At 70.6% G+C, this 6,222-nt stretch carries 7 protein-coding genes; all 7 read right to left on the bottom strand.

Annotation, left to right across the window (positions count from 1 at the left end; genetic code table 11):
* Nucleotides 1-191: dihydroneopterin aldolase (locus D471_RS0128310; RefSeq protein WP_017601740.1), on the bottom strand; the 191-nt coding region annotated here is incomplete at its 3' end.
* Nucleotides 191-631, bottom strand: coding sequence for a nuclear transport factor 2 family protein (locus D471_RS0128305; RefSeq protein WP_017601739.1), 441 nt, complete (start codon nucleotides 629-631; stop codon nucleotides 191-193). The genes D471_RS0128310 and D471_RS0128305, both read right to left, overlap by 1 nt.
* Nucleotides 628-1,533 carry a dihydropteroate synthase gene (gene folP / locus D471_RS0128300; RefSeq protein ID WP_017601738.1) on the bottom strand — a complete coding sequence of 302 codons (906 nt, stop codon included), beginning with the start codon at nucleotides 1,531-1,533 and terminating at the stop codon, nucleotides 628-630. Before folP ends, D471_RS0128305 begins: the two co-directional genes overlap by 4 nt.
* Before the next feature lie 132 nt (nucleotides 1,534-1,665).
* Nucleotides 1,666-2,271 carry a GTP cyclohydrolase I FolE gene (gene folE, locus D471_RS0128295; protein WP_017601737.1) on the bottom strand — a complete coding sequence of 202 codons (606 nt, stop codon included), beginning with the start codon at nucleotides 2,269-2,271 and terminating at the stop codon, nucleotides 1,666-1,668.
* Entirely contained in the window at nucleotides 2,268-4,274 is a 2,007-nt protein-coding gene (gene ftsH, locus D471_RS0128290; protein WP_017601736.1) for an ATP-dependent zinc metalloprotease FtsH, read from the bottom strand. Before ftsH ends, folE begins: the two co-directional genes overlap by 4 nt.
* Before the next feature lie 293 nt (nucleotides 4,275-4,567).
* On the bottom strand, nucleotides 4,568-5,122 hold the full coding sequence (gene hpt / locus D471_RS0128285; RefSeq protein WP_017601735.1) for a hypoxanthine phosphoribosyltransferase: 555 nt from the start codon (nucleotides 5,120-5,122) through the stop codon (nucleotides 4,568-4,570).
* Between the two features lie 109 nt (nucleotides 5,123-5,231).
* Nucleotides 5,232-6,222: tRNA lysidine(34) synthetase TilS (tilS, locus tag D471_RS0128280; RefSeq protein WP_017601734.1), on the bottom strand; the 991-nt coding region annotated here is incomplete at its 5' end.

The following is a 6,222-nucleotide window of genomic DNA, read 5'->3' as shown; positions in this document are numbered from 1 at the left end:
CCCCCCCCCAGCCGTTCGGCCAGCAGTCCGTAGTGCACGGTGTCACCGACGTCATCGCTGGCCGCGGCCGCGGCGGTGTCCAGGTGGAGCACCGCGTCGACCACGAAGTCCTGGCCGTCGCGGCGCTCGAAGTCGAACACTCCGTGGTACCCGCGCGCCCGGAGCCCCCGCAGCGTGATGCGGTCCGCCATCAGGCCTCGTCCTCCCCTTCATCGTCCATGAGGACGGGCGAGGCGTGGTGCGACCACAGCCGCCACCCCTGCTCGGTGTCGACGAAGAGGTTGGTGGTCACCACCTTGCCCCCGGCGACGAAACCGGGGCTGTCGTCCTCGGCGGTCAGCACGTTCTCCTCGCAGGTGACCATGGCGACGTCCCCGCCGACGCCGATGTGCGTCTCGGTCAGCACGTACTGGATGTAGGTGACGTTGGCCATGATCAGCGACCAGGCCCGCATGATCTCGGCACGTCCGCGCAGCAGCGGCCAGCCCGGGTTCACGCACACCAGGTCGGGGGCCTCGTGCTCCTCGGCCCACACGCTGCGCATCAGGTCGATGTCGCCGTTCTCGATGGCGCTGTAGAACTGCGCGTTGGCCTCGGCCACGCGCTCCATGACCTCCTGGCGGGACTTCACAGGCCGCCCCGGCCCGGCGCCTGGGCGCGCCCCTCGTCCAGCCGGGCCCCGCCGTCGGACCAGGCGGCGGCCACGCGCACCGCGTCGGCGTTGGGGCGCACGTCGTGTACGCGCACGGCCCAGGCCCCCCGGTCGGCCGCCAGGGTGGTGACCGCGGCCGTCGCGGCGTCGCAGTCGACGAAGGGGCGGTCCCCGTCCGCGGCATCGCCGAGCAGCCGGCTCAGGAAACGCTTGCGGGATCCCGCCACGAGTACCGGCCGGCCTAGTTCGTGGAACCGTTCGAGGTGCTGGAGCAGCGCCCAGTTGTGCGCCTGCTCGGGGCGTTTGGAGAATCCCAACCCCGGATCCAGGACGATCTGGCCCGGGTCGACACCTGCACTGATCATGGCCTCCATACGATCGCGGAGCTCATCGAGGACCTCCTGGACGACATCCGTGTACACGGCACGGCTCTGCATGTCATGACTATGCCCACGCCAGTGCATCAACACGTACGCAACGCCGGAAGAGGCCACGAGTCGGGCCATGGCGGGGTCGGCGAGCCCCCCGCTGACGTCGTTGACCAGGACCGCGCCCGCCTCGACGGCGCGCTCGGCCACCTCGGCGCGCATGGTGTCCACACTGACGGCGACGCCGCGCGACGCCAGTTCCCGTACGACCGGGTCGACGCGGCGCATCTCCTCGGCGGGGTCGACGCGCTGTGCTCCCGGGCGGGTGGACTCACCACCGACGTCGACGATGTCCGCGCCCGCCTCGACCAGGCTCAGACCGTGCTCGATCGCCCGATCGGGGTCGAACCACTCGCCTCCGTCGGAGAAGGAGTCGGGCGTGACGTTCACGACTCCCATGACCAGGCACCGCCCGAGGTCGGGCAGGCCCGGAACTGTCTGTTTCGGCCCCATAAGGATCACCCTACGCTCAGGGAACGCCCCTCGGGGCACAGACCCTGCCGCGCGCGAAGCCCCGGTATCCGACCGTGACGGCCGGATACCGGGGCTTGACGTGGCCGGGGCCGCGGATCGCGCGGCGCCTGGTCAGCGGCGGTCCAGGATGAGGCTCATCGCCTCCGACCGCGTGCGGTCGCTGCTGCGGAAGATCCCGCGCACCGCCGAGGTGACCGTCTTGGCTCCGGGCTTGCGCACCCCGCGCATGGTCATGCACAGGTGCTCGGCCTCGACGACGACGATCACGCCGCGCGGCTGGAGGTGGTCCATGATGGCGTCCGACACCTGCCCGGTGAGGCGCTCCTGCACCTGCGGACGGCGCGCGTAGACGTCCACGAGCCGCGCGAGCTTGCTCAGACCGGTGATCCGGCCGTCCGCGCCCGGGATGTAGCCCACGTGCGCGACCCCGTAGAACGGCACCAGGTGGTGCTCGCACGTGGAGTACAGCTCGATGTCCTTGACCAGCACCAGTTCCTCGTGGTCGGCCTCGAAGACCGTGGTGAGCACGTCACCGGGCTTCTGGCCGAGGCCGGAGAACTGCTCCTCGTAGGCGCGGGCGACCCGTTCGGGTGTCTTGAGCAGACCGTCGCGGTCGGGGTCCTCACCGATCGCGATGAGGATCTCGCGCACGGCGCGCTCGATGCGCAACCGGTCGACGGATCTGGGAGGGCGCTCCTCGTCGAAGGTCTCGCTCACGCCTCGTCCCCCTCGATCCTGTTGGCGGCGGCGCTGGGCAGCTGACCGTTGGTCGCCGAGCCCCGCACCTCGGCGCCGTTCAGCCCGTCCAGCTCCTTCTTGGACAGCACCGGAGGCCGCTCGGAGGGCTGGCGCTTGCCGTAGCCGGTGTAGGAGCCGCGCGACGGCCGCTTGGTCACCGGAGCGAAGATCTCCAGCACCTGCTCCTTGGTGAGCGTCTCCTTCTCCAGCAGCGCGACCACCAGGTCGTCCAGGACGTCCCGGTACTCGACGAGGACCTCGTAGGCCTCGTCGTGCGCGGACTCGATGAGGCGGCGCACCTCCTCGTCGATGATGGAGGCGATCTCCTCGGAGTACTCGCGGGCGTGCGCCATCTCCCGGCCCAGGAAGGGCTCGGTGCTGGCGGAGCCGAACTTGCGGGCGCCCAGGCGCTCGCTCATGCCGTACTCGGTGACCATGTTGCGGGCGAGCGAGGTCGCCTTGTCGATGTCGTTGCCCGCGCCGGTCGTGGGCTCGTGGAAGACCAGCTCCTCCGCGGCCCGACCGCCGAGCATCATGGCCAGCTGGTCCATCATCTGCGAGCGGGAGGTGAGGAACTTGTCCTCCGTCGGCACCGACATGGTGTACCCGAGCGCCCTGCCGCGCGGCAGGATCGTGATCTTGTGCACGGGGTCGGCGTTGGGCAGCGCGTGGCCCACCAGGGCGTGGCCGCCCTCGTGGTAGGCGATGACCTTCTTCTCCCGGTCGGACATGACCCGGGTCTTGCGCTCGGGGCCGGCCATGACCCGCTCGATCGCCTCCTCGAGGATGAGGTGGGTGATCACGGTGGCGTCCGCGCGGGCCGACAGCAGCGCGCCCTCGTTGATGACGTTGGCCAGGTCGGCACCGGTCATTCCGGCGGTCTGGCGGGCGATGACGTTGAAGTCGACGTCATCGGCCATCGGCTTGCCCTTGGAGTGGACCTTGAGGATGTCGCGGCGGCCGTCCATGTCCGGGCGGTCGACGACGACCTGCCGGTCGAAGCGGCCGGGGCGCAGCAGCGCCGGGTCGAGGATGTCCGGGCGGTTGGTGGCGGCGATGAGGATGACACCGCCCTTGACGTCGAAGCCGTCCATCTCGACCAGCATCTGGTTGAGGGTCTGCTCGCGCTCGTCGTGTCCGCCGCCCATACCGGCGCCGCGGTGGCGGCCGACGGCGTCGATCTCGTCGATGAAGATGATCGCGGGGGCGTTCGCCTTGGCCTGCTCGAACAGGTCGCGCACGCGGGAGGCGCCGACACCGACGAACATCTCGACGAAGTCCGAACCGGAGATGGAGTAGAACGGCACCCCGGCCTCACCGGCGACGGCACGGGCCAGCAGGGTCTTACCGGTCCCGGGCGGGCCCATCAGGAGCACGCCCTTGGGGATCTTGGCGCCCATGGCCTGGAACTTGGCCGGGTTCTGGAGGAACTCCTTGATCTCGTGGAGCTCCTCGATGGCCTCGTCGGCCCCGGCGACGTCGGCGAAGGTGTTCTTCGGGGTGTCCTTGGTGATGAGCTTGGCCTTGGACTTGCCGAAGTTCATCACGCGCGACCCGCCGCCCTGCATCTGGCTGAAGATGAACCAGAAGATGGCGATGATGATGATCAGCGGGAGCAGGCTGAACAGGGCGGTGGTCCAGATCGGGGTCGTGGCGACCGAGACCTGGTACGACTCCAGGTTGCCGTCCTCTGCGTCGGCGTTCTCCTGGAGCATGGTGCCGAGTTCGAGGCCCTGGCCCTCGACCCAGTAGGCCTCCAGGATCTCGTCGTCCGTGGTGGTCAGCAGGATCCGCTGGTCACGGTCGATGATCTCCGCGCTCTCGACCTGGTCCCGCTCGATGAGGTCGTAGACGCGAGAGATGTCGGCCTGCTCCGGTTGGGGACCGCCCCCGATGTCGAACACGCGGAAGCCGATGACGAGCATGACGGCGACGGCCAGGATCCATATCCACGGGCCGCGGAAAAAACGCTTCAGATTCATGTGAGCGGAACCCTGTCGGGTCCGTCCCTCCTGACCAGGCCGCCCCGCCCCAGAGGACTTTCCGAAGCAGGACCAATCGGACATGTTCTCCCTGCGATGACGCTGGGATCTTCGACGGTACACCTCGCTCTGCCGAGCGAGCACACCGCTCGGGCACCCGGAGCGGGGCCGTCACCGAAGCAACGACGAAGCCCCGTTCCGTTGTTCCCGAGCTGTGTCCTCCTCGGGCCCGCGGCTTCGCTTCGGCCCGGGTCCGGGCGCCCGAACGGTTCGCCCCGGACCTGCCCGGGCCCCTACTTCTCGTAGACGTGCGGGGCGAGGGTGCCGATGAACGGCAGGTTGCGGTACTTCTCCGCGTAGTCGAGGCCGTAGCCGACGATGAACTCGTTCGGCAGGTCGAAACCGATGTACTTGACCTCCAGGTCGACCTCGAAGGCCAGCGGCTTGCGGACCATCGTGCAGACCTCGACCGAACGGGGACCGCGCGACTTGAGGTTGCCCACCAACCAGGACAGGGTCAGCCCGGAGTCGATGACGTCCTCGACGATGAGGACGTCGCGGTCCTTGATGTCGGTCTCCAGGTCCTTGAGGATGCGCACCACACCGGAGGAGGTGGTCCCGGCCCCGTAGGAGGAGACCGCCATCCAGTCCATGGACACGGGCGTGTGCAGCGCCCGCGCCAGGTCGGCCATGACCATGACGGCGCCCTTGAGGACACCGACGATCAGGAGGTCCTTGCCCGCGTAGTCCGCGTCGATCCGTTCACCCAGCTCCGCAAGGCGCGCATTGATCTCTTCCTCGGTGACCAGGACCTTCTCCAGATCCCGACCCATGTCTTTGGCGTCCACGCTCACTGTCCTCGCTGCTGGGTTCCCCGTTTGCGGCAACCAGGATAAACGTGGTCAACGAGGCGACCGCGCCACCCGCCCGGGAACCGCGGGTGTCCGGTGGGGCCGATCAGCGCCCGAACCGCAGGCGCCCGGAGACGCGGCGCACCCGGATTCCACCCGGAAGGTCGATGTGGGACTGCCCACGCCACTCCGTGACCAGGCGTTCCACCTGCCGCACGTGGCGAGCGGTCAGCGCACTGGCCGAGCAGCCCGCCGCGAGGGCGGCGCGGCGCAGTACCCGGGTGCGCAGTGCCGGCGGCGCCTCGGCCAGCGGTCCGACCGACAGCTCCGGCCCCGCCGCCGCCCCCGGGGCGTCCGACGGCTCCGCGGCGTCCGGCGGCTCCGGGCCGGCGGGGACACGCGAGACCGCCGGGGCCTCCCCTCCGCCGAGGGCGGCGGTGTACAGGCCCGCGGACAGCCCGTCGAGCGTGTCGGCGTCCTCGCGCAGCATCGTGGCCGTCCGTGCCAGCGCGGCCGCGATCCCCGGGCCCAGGGTCCGCTCCAGAGCGGGCAATGCCTCGTGGCGCACCCGCGAGCGGGCGTAGCGGGGGTCGGCGTTGTGCGGGTCCTCCCACGCGACCAGGCCCATACGGTCGCAGGCCGCCCGGACGGTGGCACGCTCCAGGTCGAGGAAGGGGCGCAGACGGTGGCCGTTGCGCGGGGCCATCCCGGACAGGGAGCGGGCCCCCGACCCGCGCGCGAGCCCGAGGAGGACGGTCTCGGCCTGGTCGTCCAGCGTGTGGGCGAGCAGCACCACCGCGGGCGCGTGCTCGGCGGCCGCGGCGTCCAGGGCCTCGTAGCGGGCGCGCCGGGCGGCCGCCTCGGGGCCGCCCCGACCCGCGACCTCCACGGTCCGCACGGAGACGGGGGACAGGCCCAGGCCGCGCAGGACACCGGCGACGGACTCGGCGCGTTCGGCGGAGCCCTCCTGGAGCCCGTGGTCCACGGTGACCGCCCCCGCGGCCCTGCCCACGCGCGGAGCCTCGAAGGCCACGGCGCCGGCCAGGGCCAGGGAGTCGGCGCCGCCGCTGCACGCGACCAGGGCGGTGGTGTCGGCC

It is taken from the genome of Nocardiopsis lucentensis DSM 44048 (assembly GCF_000341125.1).
GTDB classification, from domain to species: domain Bacteria; phylum Actinomycetota; class Actinomycetes; order Streptosporangiales; family Streptosporangiaceae; genus Nocardiopsis; species Nocardiopsis lucentensis.
The sequence above is the reverse complement of the archived record's forward strand: the minus strand, read 5'-3'. Positions and strand labels throughout refer to the sequence as shown.